General features: G+C 48.4%; 16 protein-coding genes and 1 rRNA gene. 7 read left to right on the plus strand and 10 right to left on the minus strand.

Annotated elements, in window-relative coordinates; translation table 11 throughout:
* Nucleotides 1–93 (plus strand): 5S ribosomal RNA (gene rrf, locus HC229_RS00005); the annotation flags it as partial.
* Nucleotides 94–167: 74 nt separating this feature from the next.
* Here the strand turns inward: rrf and HC229_RS00010 are convergent.
* Nucleotides 168–464, minus strand: coding sequence for a hypothetical protein (locus HC229_RS00010; protein WP_191018392.1), 297 nt, complete (start codon nt 462–464; stop codon nt 168–170).
* Nucleotides 465–542: 78 nt separating this feature from the next.
* On the opposite strand from HC229_RS00010, the gene HC229_RS00015 reads away from it, so the two are divergent.
* A complete protein-coding gene (locus tag HC229_RS00015) occupies nt 543–1586 on the plus strand; it encodes a T9SS type A sorting domain-containing protein (RefSeq protein ID WP_191018393.1) in 1044 nt (347 codons plus the stop codon).
* Between the two features lie 28 nt (nt 1587–1614).
* Here the strand turns inward: HC229_RS00015 and msrB (HC229_RS00020) are convergent, their stop codons facing one another.
* Genes msrB (HC229_RS00020) through HC229_RS00030 form a run of 3 tightly spaced genes read right to left on the minus strand, consistent with a single transcriptional unit; the run spans nt 1615 to nt 3399 of the window.
* Nucleotides 1615–2004, minus strand: coding sequence for a peptide-methionine (R)-S-oxide reductase MsrB (gene msrB / locus HC229_RS00020; protein WP_191018394.1), 390 nt, complete (start codon nt 2002–2004; stop codon nt 1615–1617).
* 28 nt (nt 2005–2032) lie between these two features.
* Entirely contained in the window at nt 2033–2527 is a 495-nt protein-coding gene (gene msrB, locus HC229_RS00025; RefSeq protein WP_191018395.1) for a peptide-methionine (R)-S-oxide reductase MsrB, read from the minus strand.
* Nucleotides 2524–3399, minus strand: coding sequence for an alpha/beta fold hydrolase (locus tag HC229_RS00030; protein WP_191018396.1), 876 nt, complete (start codon nt 3397–3399; stop codon nt 2524–2526). The genes msrB (HC229_RS00025) and HC229_RS00030 overlap by 4 nt, the downstream gene beginning before the upstream one ends.
* A 178-nt stretch (nt 3400–3577) precedes the next feature.
* On the opposite strand from HC229_RS00030, the gene glgB reads away from it, so the two are divergent.
* Complete coding sequence (gene glgB, locus HC229_RS00035) at nt 3578–5485, plus strand: 1,4-alpha-glucan branching protein GlgB (protein WP_191018397.1); 1908 nt, start codon at nt 3578–3580, stop codon at nt 5483–5485.
* Here the strand turns inward: glgB and HC229_RS00040 are convergent, their stop codons facing one another.
* Nucleotides 5486–6517, minus strand: a complete 1032-nt coding sequence (locus HC229_RS00040; protein WP_223845475.1) for a glycosyltransferase family 9 protein — start codon at nt 6515–6517, stop codon at nt 5486–5488.
* Nucleotides 6518–6701: 184 nt separating this feature from the next.
* Between HC229_RS00040 and HC229_RS00045 the strand changes: the two genes are divergently transcribed.
* The 3 genes from HC229_RS00045 (at nt 6702) to HC229_RS00055 (ending at nt 11450) form a co-directional block, all read left to right on the plus strand.
* Nucleotides 6702–9098 carry a glycoside hydrolase family 31 protein gene (locus HC229_RS00045; protein WP_191018398.1) on the plus strand — a complete coding sequence of 799 codons (2397 nt, stop codon included), beginning with the start codon at nt 6702–6704 and terminating at the stop codon, nt 9096–9098.
* 97 nt (nt 9099–9195) lie between these two features.
* On the plus strand, nt 9196–10011 hold the full coding sequence (locus tag HC229_RS00050; RefSeq protein WP_191018399.1) for a M48 family metallopeptidase: 816 nt from the start codon (nt 9196–9198) through the stop codon (nt 10009–10011).
* Nucleotides 10012–10127: 116 nt separating this feature from the next.
* Nucleotides 10128–11450, plus strand: a complete 1323-nt coding sequence (locus tag HC229_RS00055; RefSeq protein ID WP_191018400.1) for an MFS transporter — start codon at nt 10128–10130, stop codon at nt 11448–11450.
* A gap of 100 nt (nt 11451–11550) precedes the next feature.
* Here the strand turns inward: HC229_RS00055 and HC229_RS00060 are convergent, their stop codons facing one another.
* Genes HC229_RS00060 through HC229_RS00080 form a run of 5 tightly spaced genes read right to left on the minus strand, consistent with a single transcriptional unit; the run spans nt 11551 to nt 15131 of the window.
* Nucleotides 11551–12252 carry a head GIN domain-containing protein gene (locus tag HC229_RS00060; RefSeq protein WP_191018401.1) on the minus strand — a complete coding sequence of 234 codons (702 nt, stop codon included), beginning with the start codon at nt 12250–12252 and terminating at the stop codon, nt 11551–11553.
* A 3-nt stretch (nt 12253–12255) separates the two neighbouring features.
* A complete protein-coding gene (locus HC229_RS00065) occupies nt 12256–12933 on the minus strand; it encodes a head GIN domain-containing protein (RefSeq protein WP_191018402.1) in 678 nt (225 codons plus the stop codon).
* A gap of 32 nt (nt 12934–12965) precedes the next feature.
* Entirely contained in the window at nt 12966–14030 is a 1065-nt protein-coding gene (locus HC229_RS00070) for a hypothetical protein (protein WP_191018403.1), read from the minus strand.
* Nucleotides 14014–14553 (minus strand): anti-sigma factor, encoded by a 540-nt coding sequence (locus HC229_RS00075; RefSeq protein ID WP_191018404.1) that lies wholly within the window; start codon nt 14551–14553, stop codon nt 14014–14016. Before HC229_RS00075 ends, HC229_RS00070 begins: the two co-directional genes overlap by 17 nt.
* A 26-nt stretch (nt 14554–14579) precedes the next feature.
* Nucleotides 14580–15131, minus strand: a complete 552-nt coding sequence (locus HC229_RS00080; RefSeq protein ID WP_191018405.1) for an RNA polymerase sigma factor — start codon at nt 15129–15131, stop codon at nt 14580–14582.
* Nucleotides 15132–15415: 284 nt separating this feature from the next.
* Between HC229_RS00080 and HC229_RS00085 the strand changes: the two genes are divergently transcribed.
* Nucleotides 15416–16306, plus strand: a complete 891-nt coding sequence (locus HC229_RS00085) for a DUF6252 family protein (RefSeq protein WP_191018406.1) — start codon at nt 15416–15418, stop codon at nt 16304–16306.
* Nucleotides 16307–16396 lie beyond the last annotated feature (90 nt).

Below are 16396 nucleotides of genomic sequence, written 5' to 3' on the forward strand. Positions count from 1 at the left end.
CGGGGCTCACCTCTTCCCATCCCGAACAGAGTAGTTAAGCCCGCCTGCGCAGATGGTACTGCAATTTTGTGGGAGAGTATGTCGCTGCCTTTCTTTTAGAAACCCTTCCCGGAAACAGGAAGGGTTTTTTGTTTTATACGGTTGCTCCAAATGTGACGGGAGCGTTGTCAGCGCGAACGGGCATGGCAAACAAAAGGATTTTTTGTAGAAAAATGACCGCCAACTTCTTGTGGCGCATCCGGACGGGTTGCTTGAGGGATGGAAGCGGCATCCTTTTGCCTAACCTCAAAGGTTTTTACCCGAAAAAGCGACGAAAAAGAGGCTGAACCTTTGCGGTTTGGCAAAAGATACAGCGGACAGCCCGACGGCGGCCCAACCGCTTCTTCCACTTGATGTGCTTGTGAAGACGCCGCCGGCACGCCAAAACTGCAAAATCCGATGCCAAAATCCGGGCATATATCCATCCCCAAAAAAATTAAATCGAAATAGCGTCGTTTTTGTTATTTTTATGACATTCCATCTTAACCAAAACACAACTATTTATGAAGAAAATCTACGATTACGCATCAATTCTCATTATCGTCACTACGACTTGTGGTTTAAATGCTAAAAATATTGCGGAATTTGATTTGTGTTTGCAGCAGCAGCCATTGCCTGGTGTTGTAGCAGCCGCATATCATTCGGTGTCGCTAACCGGATTCAACCACGATGTCGTTGCTAACGGAAGTGGCCAGGCAAACGCCACGACCACTGAGACGATTGACTATTCCAATGAATATTATTCTGCCGATTTTGTTCCGTCGACACCGTATAATGGAGCATCGGCCGCGGCGGTGGGAGGAGGACTTCCGGCTAACGGACAGGTGCAAAGTGCTGTAACTTCCGGCCTGACGTACCAACTCTCGGATTATAACGCCCCGAACGCACTGCTGTTGCGCCCGTTGACGACGGCTTCCGGAATGCTGAATTTTGCGTCCGGATACACGGCAAATTCCGTTTACATTTTATGGGTGGCCACAGAAGCACAGGCGAACAACGTAGGGGTAACCATTCATTTTGCTGACGGAACCACGCAAGTGTCCAATAACCAGATTGCCTACGACTGGGTCGGTGGAAATACCGGAATAGCGCTTAGCGGATTGGGACGGATTGGTGCCGGAGTAACCCAATGGGCACAATTGAATGAATTTTCGGAATTGGGTGCGTGCAAGCTTTTTGAAAAGAAAATCGACATCCTGGCCGAAAACCAATCGAAGACAATTACCGGCGTAAGTTTCAACTACGCACCCTCAGGAGACTACCAGTCGTTGGCCGTTTTCGCGATCAACGTATTTGGCGAGTCGTTGGGTGTGGCGTCGTTTAATCGAAATTCAGCTACGGTCTATCCGAATCCTTCGTCGGGCAAATTCAATGTAGCGACAGATCGCCCTATCCGAACGATTACCGTTTTTGATGCGATAGGGCGGGAAATAACGTCCGGAAAAGGAGCCGAAATTTCGCTCGGAAATGTTCCAAACGGTATTTATTATTTAAAGATAGAATCAGAAACCGGGGCGAGCCAAACGATAAAAGTGCTAAAAAACTAAAAAAAGGGCGGAGATTTACTCCGCCTTTTTACTCTTTGAAATCTACCGAGAGCGAATTGACACAATAGCGCTGACCGGTTTCGGTAGGACCGTCGTCAAAAACATGGCCGAGATGGCTTCCGCAATTGGCACAGACGATTTCTGTCCTGACCATTCCGTGTGAGGTGTCCTTTATATACTCGATCTTACCCGGGATCGCTTCGTCGAATGAAGGCCATCCACAATGGGAATTGAATTTAGAATCGCTTTCAAACAAGGGCTCCATACAGGCGCCGCAAACGTATGTTCCCTTTTCAAAATGCAGGTTGTATTTCCCGGAGTGCGGGAATTCGGTTTCTTTTTGACGCAGGATGCGATAGCGCTCAAGGCCGAGCTCGTCCCGCCAGTCATCCTCGCTTTTTTCTACTTTGTAATTCATGTTGTGTTGTTGTGGGTTGTGTTGGTGTTTATTTTTTTTGTGGGATGAATTTGACACTTACGGAGTTGGTGCAATAGCGCTGGCCCGTAGTTTCCTGTGGCCCGTCGTCGAAGACGTGACCCAGGTGGCCGCCGCATTTGGCGCACGTCACCTCGGTACGCGACATTCCAAGTGTGTTGTCCTGATGATAGTCGACCGATCCTTTAATGGCGGTGTCGAATGACGGCCATCCGCAATCGGATTTAAATTTCGATTCAGAATCGAATAGTTTGTTTCCGCAGGCTGCACAGGCGTAGTAGCCTTTCTCGAACGTGTTGACGTATTCTCCAGTGTGCGGCATCTCGGTTCCTTTTTCACGAAGCACCCGGTATTGTTCGGCTGAAAGCTCTTTTTTCCATTGTGCTTCTGTTTTCAGGATCTTCCCTTTCGACGCGGTCGTGCTCGACGTCGTGACTTCCTCTTTGCGCTGCGACTGGCACGAATACACCACCGTCAGCAATAGCAATATCATCAATTTTTTCATGTAGTTGTTTTTTTTAAAAAGTCAACAGTCCTTTCGATAACTCCAGGATCGCCAAGTATTTTGCGATGTCCGAGCCCTTTTGTGAGCAGCAGTTCGCCGTTTTTCAGGTGTTTATGGATGTGAATGGCGCACTCGGCAGGAACTTCGGCATCGTCGTTGTCGTGAATTACCAAGACCGGAATGCTTACCTCTTTTGCCGCTATATACGCGGAATAACTTTCCATGGTTTCATTGGAGAACCTTGCCTCGAAGTAGCGACGCAAATTGTCGGCAAGTTTTTGCCTGACGCGTAACCGATGCACGAAATCACGCAAAATATCGCTCACTTTATCGCCGCTTCCGATGATTACGAGTCGGTCGATGGCAAGTCCGCGTTTGACTGCATTGAGCAGCGACATACCGCCTAGCGAGTGTCCGACGGCCGCCTCAAAAGGCCCGAACCGTTTCTCTACTTCCAGGATCGCGGCAATGAATTCCGTCATCAATGTCGTGTGGCCCGGTGATTTGCCATGAGCCGGAGCATCAAAACTTACGATACTATAGCCATTTTCAAGGAGACGCTCTGCAATTTTTACCAATTGTGTTCCGCGTCCTGACCAACCGTGCACCAGCAATATTTTTTTTTCCGATGTTCCGAATTCATACGTTATGATTTCTTTCGAAAGGGAAGGTACGAACAGCGATGCCTGTCGGCTGTTGGCTTCCATTTCGAGTTCGCGTTTCGGAATTTTGTGACGAATGGGCGTCGTGAACAACCGCGCGGCAAACTTAGTCAGTAACTTCGGCGCAATCGCCTGTAAAAAAGTAGCGGTGTATATGATTATCCTAGGAATCTGCAATGAATTCGAGCGCTTCTTGGACTTTTTTGACATATCACTAAATTTTACCGCAAGTTATGACAAGGGCTTATTTTTCGATAAATTTAAATGCATAAATTATACTTAAATTCCATCGGACTGGCCGATCGCCGATTCCTCTCTGCTACCAGTCTTATCGAAACTATACGCCTTATTTGACATCGAACGTCGATTTCGGTAAACACGCCAAAACATGAACAACGTACAGCCTTATAGTTTATTGACCGATTTCGACATCAGCCTTTTTAAAGCCGGCAAGCACTTCCAGCTTCACGAAAAATTAGGCGCACATCTCGTCGATGTCGACGGCGTCAGCGGAACTTATTTTGCGGTTTGGGCTCCGTCGGCCAAATCCGTCTGCGTGATAGGGGATTTCAATTATTGGACCCAGAACGAGCACACGCTTTATGTACGCTGGGACGAGTCGGGAATTTGGGAAGGATTTATCCCGGGAATCCAAAAAGGGGCGTTGTACAAGTACAAAATCCAATCCCACAACCATGGAGTCGCCACTGAAAAATCCGATCCATTTGCATTTTTTTGCGAAAGGCCGCCTAACACGGCTTCCGTAGTTTGGAACCTGAATTACAAATGGAAAGATCAAACCTGGATGGGAACGCGGGCGGTAAACAATCAACTCGATCGCCCTATTTCGGTTTATGAAGTCCATTTGGGATCTTGGAGGCGGGAAGTAGCGCAAAAACGCTTTCTTACTTACATGGAACTGGCCGACCAGCTCGTCGATTATGTGAAAGAGATGGGTTTTACCCACGTCGAATTCATGCCGGTCATGGAATATCCTTACGATCCCTCGTGGGGCTATCAGTTGGTGGGCTATTTCGCCCCGACTTCCCGCTTCGGCAAACCACAGGAACTGATGTATCTCATCGACAAATTGCACATTGCAGGCATCGGCGTGATCCTCGACTGGGTGCCGTCCCATTTCCCTTCGGATGCGCACGGCCTCGGATTTTTCGATGGCTCCCATCTCTACGAACATCCCGATATCCGCAAAGGTTATCACCCGGACTGGAAATCCTTGATTTTCAATTATGGCCGAAATGAGGTGCGCTCTTTCCTGATATCGAACGCTATATTCTGGTTGCAATATTATCATGTCGACGGGCTCAGGGTCGACGCCGTCGCGTCCATGCTATATCTCGATTACTCCAGAAACGACGGCGAATGGGAGCCGAATGTTCACGGAGGTCGGGAAAATCTCGAGACGATTTCATTCCTCAGGGATTTTAACGAAGCCGTGTATGCCAACTTCGACGGCGTCCAGACGATAGCCGAGGAAAGTACTTCGTTCCCCATGGTTTCGCGCCCGACCTATCAAGGCGGTTTGGGTTTCGGCATGAAATGGATGATGGGCTGGATGCACGACACGTTGCATTACTTTGAAAAAGAGCCGATTTATCGGTCATATCATCAAAATGACATCACGTTTTCGATGACGTATGCCTTCACGGAAAATTTCATGTTGCCGCTCTCTCATGATGAAGTAGTCTACGGAAAACGCACCATTTTAGGACGCATGCCTGGAGACGACTGGCAACGCTTTGCCAATTTGCGGCTGCTTTACGGATACATGTTCACGCATCCCGGTGCCAAACTGCTTTTTATGGGCTGCGAATTCGGCCAAAGCGAAGAGTGGAAATTCGACAGCAGCCTCGATTGGCACCTGCTCCAGCACGACTCACATAAAGGGATTAAGCGCCTGGTAAAAGACCTGAACGCGCTTTATCGTTCGGAACCTGCGCTGTTCGAAAAGCAATTTGAAGAAAGCAGTTTTGAATGGATCAACTATTCCGACACTCAAAATTGTGTCATCAGCTATATCCGGAAAGGCAATGATCCCAAAGATTATGTAGTGGTCACATGCAATTTTACACCGGAACTTCGCGCTAATTACCGCATCGGTTTACCTAAAGGCGGTTCGCTTATCGAAATCTTCAACAGCGATAAAAAAGGGTATGGCGGAAGCGAAAACCTGAACTCGGAAGCAATAGAAATCGCGGATTCTCCATGGAATGGCCGCCATTTTTCGGCGGAAGTCATCCTGCCGCCTCTCGGAATCGCGGTGTTTAAATTTAAGTGATCAGGCTGCGAGCATACGGTTGAGCATGACGAACCATTCTCGTGGATGCGTGTTGCGCGTGTCAAGACCGATGCTTCCTTTGTTGAACGGTTCGTATTTTCCAAGGTCGGTTACCGAAAAAAGCCCCAACGTCGGCGTGTGGGATGCGCTCGCCAGGTGCATGATTCCACTGTCTGCGCCTACGAACGCCTGTGTAGAGGCGATCACGGATGCGATTTCCCTTATGTCGTTACTGTAAAACGTTTTGGCCTTGAACCCGATTTGGGAAACGTTTTCGGCTGGCAAAATCTCCAAAATGTTGTAATCCACATAACGTGCCTTGAGCTGCTCGTAAAATTTTCCCCACCAACCTTCGCAATAGCATTTGCGACCGGTCGCGTAGGTGAACACGCAAATCGTTTTCTTGTCGTTTGAAAACATCGCGTCCAGCAGATCCTTACCGTGCTGCCGCTCCGCATCGGACAATTTAAGGTCGAGCGGTGCGATTTCGCGGTGCGGAATTTCAATCCCCATGCGCGTGACAAGGTTGCGGAAGTTGTAAACCGGTAATTTGGCGATATGGCGCCCGTCGGGATATTGGACAAAAGCCGGTTGCCCATAGAATTTTACGCGTGCCCTCGAGAATTTTGTCGAAAGTTTTCCGGAAGACGATTTCGGATCGACGTTGATCGCGATGTCATAACGCCTGAATCGCAACCGAAGCCAGCACCCAAAATAGCGGAACAGGTGTGAGAACGGCTTTTTGGGCAAACCGATGATCGTGTCGACGGTATTGAAATTGGTGAAGATCGCATTGGACAGACCTCCTTTTACGAAGAGATCCACCTTGGCGGCTGGAAAAGTGGCAGCGATGTCGTCAATAAGCGGCGTCAACAATAATTGGTTGCCCAAGCGGTGGTTCGGGCGGCAAACCAAGATCCTTTTTATAGGCTTTTCGACGGGCCAGGCGGCAACGGTATCACGTCCGACATTCCTGGTCAGCGTCTGCATGAGGTTGCGCCTAAAATTGTTGACGGCAATAGGTATCTTCATAGTGGTGGGCGATTGGGACATCAATAGGACGAAAAAACGCGGCTATTTCCGATTTATTTTATTGTAACAGTTAAGTTATCAATTTATTAACAAACCGAAAACGTTCTCGTAGAAATAAGTGTAAAATATTGATATACCCTTGTCTTTTTTGTACGTTTGGAGCCCTACCTCAAACTGTCCATCGATGATTACCAATACCGAATTAGAATACAAAGGAGACATTTATCCGTCCCGCATCCTATCGTTCAACAAGGAAACCGACACCGTTTTTTTTCATACCGATAACGACGTAATCCTCCAGGTGACGGTACTTCGCGATAGCATGGTGCGTTTTCGCTACACGACAAAAGGATATTTCAGCCCGGATTTTTCGTATGCGATAGATAAAAGCCAGTCCCACGGCTATAACGAGTTGGTCTTTTCAGAGAAGGACGAGCATTTCGAGATACAGACCAGTAAAATTTTGCTGAAGATCCGCAAATCGGATATGCACAAAACCATCTATGATTTGCACGGAGAAGTGCTGTTGGACGAAGAGATCGGATTTCATTGGGAGGAGAGCTACCATTGGGGCGGCAACATCGTCAAGATGAGCCTGGCGTCACGTGAAGGTGAATCCTACTACGGGATGGGCGACAAACCTACCCATTTGAACCTCAAAGGCAAGCGCATCGAAAACTGGGCTACCGACCAGTATGCGTTCCACAAAGATCAGGAGCCGCTTTACAAAGTCGTTCCGTTTTACATCGGATTGCATCAAAAGACGGCTTACGGCATTTTCTTCGACAACACATTTCGGACATTTTTTGATTTTGCCCAGGAAAGGCGTGGCGTGACAAGCTTCTGGGCAGAAGGTGGCGAAATGAACTACTATTTCATTTACGGCCCAAAAATGGACGAGGTCGTCACCACTTACACCCACTTGACGGGCAAACCCGAACTTCCTCCGTTGTGGACGCTTGGATATCATCAATGCAAATGGAGCTATTACCCGGAATCGAAAGTAAGGGAAGTCGCCTCGAAATTCCGCGAACTGCAAATTCCCTGCGATGCGATCTATCTCGACATCGATTATATGGATGGATTCCGCTGCTTTACCTGGAACAAAACGCATTTCCCGGATCCGAAAAAGATGGTTTCAGAACTGGCCGAAGACGGGTTCAAAACAGTAGTCATCATCGATCCCGGCATCAAGATCGACAAGAATTATTCGGTTTATAACGAGGCGATCGCCAACGATTATTTCTGCAAAAGAGCCGACGGCCCGTATATGAAAGGCAAAGTCTGGCCAGGGGAATGCAACTTCCCGGACTATACGAATCCCGAGGTGCGCGAGTGGTGGGCCGGATTGTTCAAGGAATTGATAGGCGAAATAGGAGTGAAGGGCGTCTGGAATGACATGAACGAACCTGCCGTAATGGAAGTTCCCGGCAAAACCTTCCCAATGGACGTGCGTCACGATTACGACGGGCATCCGTGTTCGCACCGGAAAGCGCATAATATTTACGGAACCCAAATGGCGCGCGCCACTTATGAAGGCGTCAAGCGGTTTGCGTATCCCAAGCGACCCTTTATCATTACCCGATCGGCCTATTCGGGAGCGCAACGTTATACAAGTTCCTGGACAGGGGACAATGTAGCAAGCTGGGAGCATTTGTGGATCGCCAACATACAAATGCAGCGCATGTCGATCTCGGGTATGGGCTTTACCGGATCGGACATTGGCGGTTTTGCCGAACAGCCGTCGGGAGAATTGTATGCACGCTGGATACAGCTTGGCGTATTCCATCCGTTCTGTCGGACGCATTCCTCAGGCGATCACGGCGATCAGGAACCTTGGTCTTTCGATGACGAAGTAGTGCACATCACGAGAAAGTTTGTTTCCCTGCGCTATGAATTATTGCCCTATCTCTATACGATGTTCTGGAATTACATCAACGATGCCGTGCCCATGCTCAAACCTTTGGTGTATTTCGATCAGGAAGATCCGCAAACCCATTATCGCACGGACGAGTTTATTTTTGGCGAAAACATCCTGGTTTGTCCGATACTCGAGCCGAACTCACAGGGACGTCGCATGTATATCCCGTCGGGCAATTGGTACAATTACTGGACGGATGAAGTCGTGACGGGCAAGCGGGAAATCTGGGTGGCTACCGATTACGACCAGATTCCGTTGTTTGTGAAGGAAGGCGCGATCATTCCAAAATATCCCGTTCAGCAATTTGTTGGGGAAAAGGAGATTGAGCAGGTTACCTTAGAAGTTTACTTTAAGTTGGGCAAGGAGCGTTCTTTCCTATATGAAGATGCCCAGGATGGATACGACTACAACAAAGGGCGGTTCAGCTTATTGTCGTTCACGTTGAACGGAAAGGAAAACCAGCTTGTGATCCAACAGTTCAAAGAAGGTAAATTCGATACTGCGTATTCTACCTTCCGCATCAACCTTCACGGGTTGCCGTTCAAGGTAAAAAACATATATGTTGACAACGAAAGACGGAACCTGGAGACTATATCGTTCGACGGAACATCGCTGATTTTGGAAAAAGAGTTTTCGGAGATTCACATCATCGGCGAATGAACCGACGCCAAGCGACGATAAATGCAAAAAATCCGACCAATCCTATAAATGGATTTTACCATTTTAAAATAACTTTACGCTGTTAAAATCCTTAGCCATGAAAAACAAAATTTTGCTCGCCGCCTCCGTGCTTCTACTGTCAACAGCCTGTTCGACAAATCCGATCACGGGTAAAAAAGAGTTCAATATCGTTTCTAACGAACAATTGTTTCCTGCGGCATTCGCCGAATACAACACATTTCTCTCCCAAAATAAAGTCATTACGGGAACGGCTCAATCGCAAATGGTGGAGCGCGTCGGAGTCAAGATCCGCCAGGCTGCCGAAAAATATTACGCATCCAAGGGCCTCAGCAACTTGCTCGAGGGTTACAAATGGGAATATAAACTCGTAGACGACAAAGCGATCAACGCCTGGTGCATGCCCGGCGGCAAAATCGTCGTCTATAACGGAATTTTACCCGTGACCAAAGACGAAGCAGGGCTTGCGACCGTAATGGGGCATGAAGTCGCCCACGCGCTGGCCAATCACGGCGCCCAACGTATGAGCGCATCCCAGGCGCAAGCGATCGGGGCGGCTGGTCTGGCGCTCGCAACAAGCGGCCAGAGTGCCGAGCGACAGGAAATGTTCCAACAATATTACGGGATAGGATCCCAGGTAGGCGTAATGTTGCCGTTTAGTCGCAGCCACGAGAGTGAAGCTGACCAGATCGGGCTTACGCTGATGGCCATCGCCGGTTATAATCCGGATAACGCCATTACATTTTGGCAGCGCATGTCGGCACAGTCCGGCGGAGGTTCCACCCCTGAAATCCTGAGTACGCACCCGTCTGACGCTACGCGTATAGCCAATATCAAGAAGCTTGCGCCCCAGGCCAAATCCGAAGCGTCGAAACTGGGCGTTAAGTTTAATTGATACTTAGTTATCAATAATGCGTAGGTGGTGTTGGAAGATGGTTTGACATTTGACAATTTCCATTATATTCGAGCTGTCCAAACGGGCAGCTTTTTTTATAGACAAAAACCGCGTTTATGAGCCAACTTCAAAAAGGTGACAAAAAACTGCTCAATGCATGGGCATTCTACGATTGGGCCAATTCGGTGTATTCACTTACGATAGCATCGGCCATCTTCCCGATTTTTTACAACTCGCTTTTTGAGTTGAGAAGCGGCTACCTGACGATTTTTGGCATGTACCTCAAGAGCACGGCATTGATCAGCTTTATTACGGCCGCGTCGTTCCTGTTGGTGGCGGTGCTTTCGCCATTGTTGTCGGGCATCGCGGACTATGTCGGCAATAAAAAGATGTTCATGCGTTTCTTCAACTATTTGGGTGCGTTTTCGTGTATAGGATTGTATTGGTTCAACCTTGATTCCATCTACATCGGCCTGATCTGCTATTTTTTCGGGCTGGTAGGATTTTGGGGAAGCCTCGTGTTCTACAATTCGTATCTGCCTGATATTGCGTTCGAGGAGCAACAGGACGCCATCAGCGCAAAAGGGTATTCGCTCGGTTATATCGGGAGCGTTTTGTTGCTTGTGGTCAATTTGGCCATGGTGATGTTCCCGTCCGTTTTTGGAATTTCCGGTTCCGAAGACGAGGCCCGCGATACTGCCATGCGGATTTCGTTCATCGCGGTAGGCCTCTGGTGGATCGGCTTCAGCCAATATACCTATGCTTATCTTCCGAAAGGGAACTCGAACTCGGGGAAATTGACCAAGTCGGTCGTCTTCAATGGATTCAGGGAACTTCGAAAAGTTTGGGGACAACTCGGGGAAAACGTCAGGCTTAAACGCTACCTCGGCGGGTTTTTCGTTTACAGCATGGCCGTGCAGACCGTCATGCTCGTCGCGACCTATTTCGGAGCCCAGGAAATCAAATGGGAGTCCGAAAAACAAAGCACGCTAGGGTTGATCATTTGCATTTTGCTGATTCAACTGGTGGCCGTGCTCGGGGCTTTCCTGACCTCACGCGCCTCGTCGAAGTTTGGGAATATCCCGGTTCTTATCGGCATCAACGTGTTCTGGGTAATATTGTGCGTTGGGGCTTACGTTATCGACCAGCCTGTCGAATTTTACGTAATGGCATCGTTTGTCGGCCTCGTCATGGGTGGCATCCAATCGCTTTCGCGTTCGACCTATTCCAAACTGCTCCCGAAAACCGACGACACGGCTTCGTTCTTCAGTTTCTACGACGTAGCCGAAAAAATCGGAATCGTCATTGGAATGATCGTATATGGCGTGATCGACCAATATTGGGGCCCTCGCTATTCGATCATGTTCCTCGCCGCGTTTTTTATCATCGGGATCGTGTTGCTGATGCGCATCCCAAAGTCAACAGAACGTTCCTTGTAAGCACTCAATCGAACAAATGGATATTAAAAAAAGGACGCCCTATCCAATCAAGATAAGGCGTCCGCGCTAACTTTCAACTTACTTCGTAAATCAAAAGGATTTATTGCCTAGCCGCAATAAGGCCCGTTCCGATGATGGTCTGCTGTTCGATTTTCGGATTCCCCGTGTAACTGATGCGTCCTGATCCTGCGATTTGAGCATTTAGGGTTTCGGTCGAGTTGACTTCACAAACTCCCGATCCTATAATCGTGGCTTGGGTCGTAGCCGACTGTAGGGCATAGGCTTGCAGGTCGCCATCTCCATTGATGTTTGAATAAAGCCGGCCTGTGCTCCCGCTGAGCTTTATCTTGCCGGATCCGCTGAGGAAGACTTCCGTTTCATTGGTTTGCACCTCAATGGCGATTTCCCCGCTGCCGGAAAGCTGCGTTTTGAACCGGTTGGCTTTCAAGGCGACTTCCGAAACGATTTTTCCGGTTCCCGCCAGTATGATCTCTTCAAGATTTTCCACCGGGACGACCACCGTGAGGTTTTTCATGTCGCCACACCAATCGCGAAAGTTCTTTTTGGGATAGATGCGCAATATATTGCCTTCGGTAAGGACATTGAGATGATTGACGTCGATGCGGTCGCCTTCGATAAAAATCGCCCCTTCTGTTCCTTCAACCAACTTCACGGTAAAGTCGCCCGAAACCATGATGCGGTCATAGGTACCCGTTTTTACCTTGCGGACTTTCAATGAAGGTCCGGCCACGCTTGCCGAAACAATCAGCAAGGCGGCAATTGTTGCCAGTATCGTTTTCATGACTTAGGATTTTTTGATGCGGCCTGAACCGGACACTTTGGTATCTTCTTTTTGTGGACTGCCCTTGTATTCGATGTTGCCTGATCCGGAAATGCGCGCTTTGAGCTCATCGGAACAGTGAACTTCACAATGGCCCGACCCTGAAATATTGGCGTCCATCACGGAGCTTTGCAACTGGAAAGCAAGGATTTTCCCGGATCCCGAAAGGTTGGCTTCGGCATTTTTGGCCCGTCCTTCAAGTTTTATCGTACCGGAACCGGCAACCACCGCCTCCAATTGCTTCGTTTCGAGATTTAGGTCGATCAATCCGGAGCCTGAAAGCGCCACCTCGAATTCATTGGCGCTGATCTTGTCTTTGGAGGTGATGCTTCCCGAACCCGCCAGTGCGACTTCCGTGATTTCCTTGAACGGAATCATGATTCTTACCGGTTGGTGCCTGAGCCTGACTTTCTTCCTTGGTTTGATGACGAGGTTGCCGCCATCTGATGTAATTTGGACGTTCTCGACGTCTGCCTGTTCACCGGAAAGCTGGATTTCGCCTTCGGTTCCGTCGAAGAGCTCCACGATATACGGGCCCGAAACCGCGATTTCGTCATAGCTTGCCACATTTATCTTTGTGGAAGTTTGAGCTGAGGAAAGACCTGATATGGCCAAAAGTCCTGAGAGAATGAGTTTTTTCATAATTTGATTGATGATTTATGGCTTGCGCCGGTTTAACGATTGCTTTTCAGGGTTACGTTGCCATATTGACCCAATACCTGTATTTTTTTTCCTCCGGCCTTTCTGTTGTGGCCTTTGTAGATTTTGTCGCGGTTGTTTTCAATTTTTGAATTGATGGTAAGCTCGTCGTCGATTCGCATGTTGGTATACTTTCCGGCGATTTCAAAATCGAAATTGTATGCGCTGCTGTATTCGAGGCTCGTCGTATTGTAATCGCCAGAAATTTGGATGTTTCCCGCCGAAGCACCGACATTGGCTACTTTGATGTTCGTGTAGTCGGCATTGATCTTGAGATTTCCCGTCAATTCATCTGCGAACACGGTAAGGTAATCGCCTTTGCCCTCAATGTTGTTGATTTTCGCGAAACTTAACTTGCCGTAATTGCTGTCGTAGACGAGATTGCCTCCTCCGGTTGCCTTGACATCCGTATAATTGGTCTCGAGCGTCAGCGCATCGAAATCCCCTACGGTAAGTTTGGAGTAATCAGCGTCGATGTTGCCCGCTTTTATTTTCTCGATGGAAACCGATCCGCAATATTGAAGGTCCAACACATTGCTGGAATTGTTGAGGCGGGACAGTTTTACATTGCCATATTGAACGTTGAGGCGCACGGGTCCGTTGATTTCGGTAGAAATTACATCGCCGTATTTGTTGGTCACCTTCATCGAGCCGCGTTTGGGAATTTTGACCGTGTAGTTGATCTCCATCGTATTTCCATTTCCTGATCGGCCTGAAATGTGTCCGATACGGGTCTTTGCAGAAACCAGGTTCACCAGGGCGTTGATATCCACATCGATGGAATTCAAGCGTTTGTCTACCCAATCTTCGTTGTTGCCGCTTACCTTGATTACGATGTCGAGCTCGATTTTGTCCTCGTCCCAGGTCGTGACGAAAACGGGCCCGAATTGGGTATCGATGTCGATTCCCGCATCGTCATTGACTTTGTACGCCTTTGTGATGCGTTTTTGCTTGTTGTGCTTGCCTTCTTCGATTCCTGTGGCCGAGGCCAAAAACGGAATCATCATCAGCAGCAATACCATATTACATAACGTTTTCATTCTTGTCGGTGTTTAATTGTTCGTTTGCCTCGAGTCGTGAAAGCACGTTGTCGAGAAAAGAAATCTGGGTTTTGAGATTGGCGACCAACGCATGGATGAGTTGCTTGTTCTCACCGCCTTTGGCCAGGTCTGATTTTATTTTGTCGTAATCGGCATCCATCGCCTTAAGTTGGACCAGCGCATCCTGGATGATAGGTTTGTTGAGTTCGGAATCCTTGGTTTTCATGCGCGCCATTTCATATTTGATGATGGACGTAAAAACGGAGTCGGTCTCCCTTGTCTGTTTGGACATTTCTGCCAATTGCTGCGGACGTGAACTCCCCTTGTCGTAAAAGGTGAACAATCCGAAGAGCAAGACCACGGTGGCGGCAATCGCAAGGGGCTTCATATAGGCCGGTTTGCTTTTCTTGCGGGCTTGTTTGTCGAGAAAGCGACCTGAATGGCCACGGCTCGGTTCATACAGGTCCCACTGGCCGTCCAGTTGGGCAAACAGGTTGTCGATGCTGTCATTTTCCTTTTTCATAGCTGCTTGTTTAATCTGTCTCAGGGTCATAATTCCTGGAGTTTGTTTCTTAGACTTTCTTTTGCCCGGCTCAACAACGTCCTGCAGTTGCCGTAGTTGATGCCGAGGATGTCGGTAATCTCTTCATGGTCGTAGCCTTCGATGAAAAACAGGGTGAGTACCATCCTGTAACTGTCTTTGAGGCCTTGGATGCTTTCGAAAACCTGATTTGCCTTGAGGTGGATAAAATCCATTTCGCTTTCCTTAAAGTCTCCATCTTCCAGTTTGTACAACGTTTTTTCAAGATCTTCCTGGACGAACCGGCTGTTCTTTTTATAGAAATCGATGCTGTAATTCACAATGATTTTCTTGAGCCACGCTCCAAAAGCCACTTCCTGACGGTAATCGTCAATTTTGGTAAAGGCTTTGAGGAAACCTTCCTGCATGACGTCCTCTGCGTAATGCTCGTCCTTGACGATCCTCAGAGCCACATTGTACATCGCCCTGCAGTAGCGGTTGTACACCTCAAATTGGGCACGTTGGTCACGCCTCCTGCAAAGGGAGACGAGGTCTTCGATTGTGTGGCTGGCTAGGCTCAAGTTTTTGATTGATTTGTGTTAAGGACAGATGCCGTTGGCCAATGTTACACTTTTTTTCGAAGTCAAGGATCATTATGGGCAAAAGTGCCAACGAATCCCAGTGATAACAAGGGCTCGCGAAACTTGTTTTTTTCAATATTTGTTTTTCTTTCGGTGAAGTCCCGGGAAATCGTCTTATAGCAAAGGGTTTTTTCCGACACATTTTTGCCGGAACCGTAAAAACTTCAGTCTATTGGCACTTTCCACTTGAGCACATTTACTATATTTGGCGCAAACTAACAACTATGAAAAACAAGCTCCTAATTGGCATTTTTGCCATGTTATCGGTACTTAACCTTACCTCATGCGATACCGAACCGATCGATCCCAACATTGTGGTCCCCGATCCTACAGATCCTGTCGAGGCCGGTTCCTTCAAGGTAAAGATCGATGGCGTACAATACACGGCCCTTGCAACGCAAGCTTATATTTCGGGCGGCTCCATCCTCATGACCGCGACGCGCGCCAATGGTGACAGCTTCGGGTTTATCATCGGAGGGACGACCGAAGGGACTTACGCCGCTAACCAAAACATCCTGGCCTTCACGCAAGGTGGCTCGGAATTCGGGTGGGAGGGAACCAATCCGGCCAATGCAGGGGAGAATACGGGCGCGATCACGATATCGTCGGTCAACGCCACAACCCGAACCATTTCCGGAACATTCCAGTTCAAAGGCTATTGGAGCGATACTACCAATACGACGGTTGCGCCTAAAGAATTTACCGAAGGCGTTTTTACCAATATTCCGTATACCGATCAAAGCCCGACGGGCGATACCTTCACGGCCAATGTCGATGGAGCCGCTTACGATGCGTCCGATATTTTCGTGACCGAGGCAGGATCCGGTGGAACCAACATCATCAGTATTTCGGCCCCAAGCGGAAACGCTAACCTTACCGTTGCTGTAATGTCCGATATTACCGTTGGAAATTATCCGATAACGGGATCTATCGCAACGGACGACGTCCAGGTCATGTATATGAATACCTCGGGAGCAGGCGGACCCGCTACTTCCGGTGCTGTCAATATTACCCAAAAAACCGCCGATCGTATTAGAGGTACCTTTACGGCCACGGTTACGAGCGGATCGACGACCTTCCAGATCACGCAAGGCAATTTCGATGTGGCATATTAAACCGACGCCTGCACTTTAAAGTATAAAATCCGCACTTCGCGGATTTTTTTATGGCACAGTTTTGGGCGTACCAATCGTGTAACGAATTAA

The sequence above is a fragment of the Flavobacterium selenitireducens genome, assembly GCF_014748335.1.
Classification (GTDB): Bacteria; Bacteroidota; Bacteroidia; order Flavobacteriales; family Flavobacteriaceae; genus Flavobacterium; species Flavobacterium selenitireducens.

Coding starts and splice junctions, on each gene's coding strand:
- HC229_RS00010 (WP_191018392.1), bottom strand. CDS start 464: ATGGATATATGCCCGGATTTTGGCATCGGATTTTGCAGTTTTGGCGTG.
- HC229_RS00015 (WP_191018393.1), top strand. CDS start 543: ATGAAGAAAATCTACGATTACGCATCAATTCTCATTATCGTCACTACG.
- msrB (WP_191018394.1), bottom strand. CDS start 2,004: ATGAATTACAAAGTAGAAAAAAGCGAGGATGACTGGCGGGACGAGCTC.
- msrB (WP_191018395.1), bottom strand. CDS start 2,527: ATGAAAAAATTGATGATATTGCTATTGCTGACGGTGGTGTATTCGTGC.
- HC229_RS00030 (WP_191018396.1), bottom strand. CDS start 3,399: ATGTCAAAAAAGTCCAAGAAGCGCTCGAATTCATTGCAGATTCCTAGG.
- glgB (WP_191018397.1), top strand. CDS start 3,578: ATGAACAACGTACAGCCTTATAGTTTATTGACCGATTTCGACATCAGC.
- HC229_RS00040 (WP_223845475.1), bottom strand. CDS start 6,517: ATGAAGATACCTATTGCCGTCAACAATTTTAGGCGCAACCTCATGCAG.
- HC229_RS00045 (WP_191018398.1), top strand. CDS start 6,702: ATGATTACCAATACCGAATTAGAATACAAAGGAGACATTTATCCGTCC.
- HC229_RS00050 (WP_191018399.1), top strand. CDS start 9,196: ATGAAAAACAAAATTTTGCTCGCCGCCTCCGTGCTTCTACTGTCAACA.
- HC229_RS00055 (WP_191018400.1), top strand. CDS start 10,128: ATGAGCCAACTTCAAAAAGGTGACAAAAAACTGCTCAATGCATGGGCA.
- HC229_RS00060 (WP_191018401.1), bottom strand. CDS start 12,252: ATGAAAACGATACTGGCAACAATTGCCGCCTTGCTGATTGTTTCGGCA.
- HC229_RS00065 (WP_191018402.1), bottom strand. CDS start 12,933: ATGAAAAAACTCATTCTCTCAGGACTTTTGGCCATATCAGGTCTTTCC.
- HC229_RS00070 (WP_191018403.1), bottom strand. CDS start 14,030: ATGAAAACGTTATGTAATATGGTATTGCTGCTGATGATGATTCCGTTT.
- HC229_RS00075 (WP_191018404.1), bottom strand. CDS start 14,553: ATGAAAAAGGAAAATGACAGCATCGACAACCTGTTTGCCCAACTGGAC.
- HC229_RS00085 (WP_191018406.1), top strand. CDS start 15,416: ATGAAAAACAAGCTCCTAATTGGCATTTTTGCCATGTTATCGGTACTT.